Source organism: Mesorhizobium sp. M1A.T.Ca.IN.004.03.1.1 (genome assembly GCF_003997555.1).
GTDB lineage: Bacteria > Pseudomonadota > Alphaproteobacteria > Rhizobiales > Rhizobiaceae > Mesorhizobium.
In genome coordinates this window covers 1-341 of the sequence record NZ_RZTV01000107.1, presented here as the reverse complement: position 1 = coordinate 341, position 341 = coordinate 1, and the positions used below count along the sequence as shown (strand labels likewise).

Annotated in this window: 1 protein-coding gene; it reads right to left on the bottom strand. The window is 65.4% G+C overall.

The genetic code is table 11. From position 1 onward, the window contains the following. Nucleotides 1-341: thiamine phosphate synthase (locus EOD29_RS30910; RefSeq protein ID WP_206520527.1), on the bottom strand; the 341-nt coding region annotated here is incomplete at both ends.

Sequence of the window (341 nt, the reverse complement as noted above, 5' to 3'; positions counted from 1 at the left end):
ATGACGATGCAGGGAATCTCGATCATCGAGGCCCACCATTCGCCGAGCGCCAGGTTCTTCGGATGCGCCTCCGGCTTGATGTCGCCATCGAGCTTGCCGAAGAAGATATAGTCCGGCCTCACTTCGCCGATCTCCAGCGCCGTATGCCGGTCGGCCGCATTGCCGCCGCCGACGATCAGCTTCGGCGCGTGTTTGTCGATCGCCTCCGACAGCGCCGCGGCATTGCCGGAAAGGTGCAGGCCGTCGGCCTTCGCCCGGCCTGCGACACGGCTGTCACCCGCAATCAGCGCGGCGGCGCCAGCGTCCTGGATCAGCGGCACCAGCTTTTCGGCATGTTTCTG